The organism is Piscibacillus sp. B03, from assembly GCF_052246295.1.
Classification (GTDB): domain Bacteria; phylum Bacillota; class Bacilli; order Bacillales; family Alkalibacillaceae; genus Piscibacillus.
In genome coordinates this window covers 1-1,781 of the sequence record NZ_JBQQCO010000077.1, presented here as the reverse complement: position 1 = coordinate 1,781, position 1,781 = coordinate 1, and the positions used below count along the sequence as shown (strand labels likewise).

Annotated in this window: 1 protein-coding gene; it reads left to right on the top strand. The window is 40.7% G+C overall.

The features are described 5' to 3' along the window. Positions 1 to 484: 484 nt before the first annotated feature. Complete coding sequence (gene ltrA / locus ACTWQB_RS17165) at positions 485 to 1,777, top strand: group II intron reverse transcriptase/maturase (protein WP_443140377.1); 1,293 nt, start codon at positions 485 to 487, stop codon at positions 1,775 to 1,777. The last annotated feature ends 4 nt before the right edge of the window (positions 1,778 to 1,781 follow it).

Here is a 1,781-nt window from a genome sequence, read left to right as displayed (position 1 = left end):
GTTTGCCCGTCATGGGTGAGCTCTAACGGGTGAAAGTCCCGAGTGTGACCAAGTAGCGGTAAGCACATAGCTGAAGGCAAGGGTGTCCGTGGTGACGCGGAATCTGAAGGAAGCTCTAGGCAAATCTCTGGTTTGACGAACAGAAATCATATAAGAGGCAACGTATGAGGATAAGACTGCGAAAGAAGTTGAAGTCCAATAGCTACAAGTTTTAATCATACGGTGTATATATGGCGGACACATGGAGTGAAAGAGCTCACACCTTAACCGGGGAGATCTCATCACCTATCCCAAAGGTTTATAGTGATATAAGCATGGGTGCTGAGAAGTCAGCCGAAGCCGTAGTAGTGAAGAGGTCTAGTGAAAGCTAGAAAGAGCGAAGGGCTGAACAATTTTACCGTTATGGAAATCTATGTTGGAAGAGGAATAAGACCACTGGCAAATCGCGATAAAGTGGATACCGACTTTACGAGATAGAAGGGAAATGACAAACATGTACAATAGAAGTCTTTTAGAGGAGATACTAAGGATAGATAACCTGGAAAGGGCACAAAAACAAGTTATCAGAAATAAAGGTGCTGCAGGTGTTGATGGCCTAACGATTGAAAAGCTTCCTCAACATATGCGAGAAAACAGGCAAGAAATCCGTCTCCAAATTAGAGAGAGAACGTATCAACCATCTCCAGTTAAACGAGTTGAAATCCCTAAACCAAATGGTGGGAAACGATTGCTAGGTATCCCGACCGTTACGGACAGAGTAATTCAACAAGCAGTAACACAAGTTCTAACACCTTTGTTTAACCAACAATTTCATGACCATAGTTATGGGTTTAGACCAGGTAAAAACGCTGAAATGGCTATTCGGAAAGCGCTCGAGTTTATGAATGATGGCTATGAGTGGATAGTAGATATAGACCTAGAACGTTTCTTTGATACAGTGAATCACGACCGACTCATGAATCTCATTTCAAGAACTGTAAAAGATGGCGATGTTATCTCCCTTATTCGAAAGTTTTTGGTAAGTGGAGTCCAACTAGACGAGGGATATAAAGAAACCATTGTGGGAACACCGCAAGGAGGGAATCTATCTCCTCTGTTGAGTAACATCATGCTAAACGAGCTTGACCAAGAACTCGAAAGCCGAGGGCTTCGATTTGTTAGATATGCCGATGATTGCATCATCATGGTCAAGAGCGAAATGGCTGCCAATCGAGTCATGCGATCGGTCTCCAAGTATATTGAAAAGACGCTAGGACTCATTGTGAACACAGCTAAATCCCAAGTGACTAAACCGAATAACCCTGACTTTAAATTTCTTGGATTTGGTTTCCTACAAGATTATTATACAGATAACTATCTTGCGAAACCACATGAAAAGTCGATTGAATCCTTCAAATATAAGTTAAAACAGTTAACTAAAAGGAACTGGAGTGTAGATACAAAATATCAAGTTGAACGCATTAATCAACTTATTAGAGGTTGGGTCAACTATTTCAAAATAGGCTATATGAAAAAGGTCTTAGAAAGTATTGACGCCCATACGAGAGTTCGGTTAAGAATGTGCATATGGACAAAATGGAAAACTCCTAAGAACCGCAGAAAGAACTTAATTAAGCTCGGTATGAACAAAGCGAATGCCTATAAGAATAGTCATACAAGTAAAGGTGTGACACGTATAGCTTATTCTTGGGTATTGACAACAACCATCACAAACAAAAGATTAGCCCAGTTTGGGCTAATCTCTGGAGCTCAATACTATAGTAAAGTACATGTTTAGAGTA

Coding starts and splice junctions, on each gene's coding strand:
- ltrA (WP_443140377.1), top strand. CDS start 485: ATGACAAACATGTACAATAGAAGTCTTTTAGAGGAGATACTAAGGATA.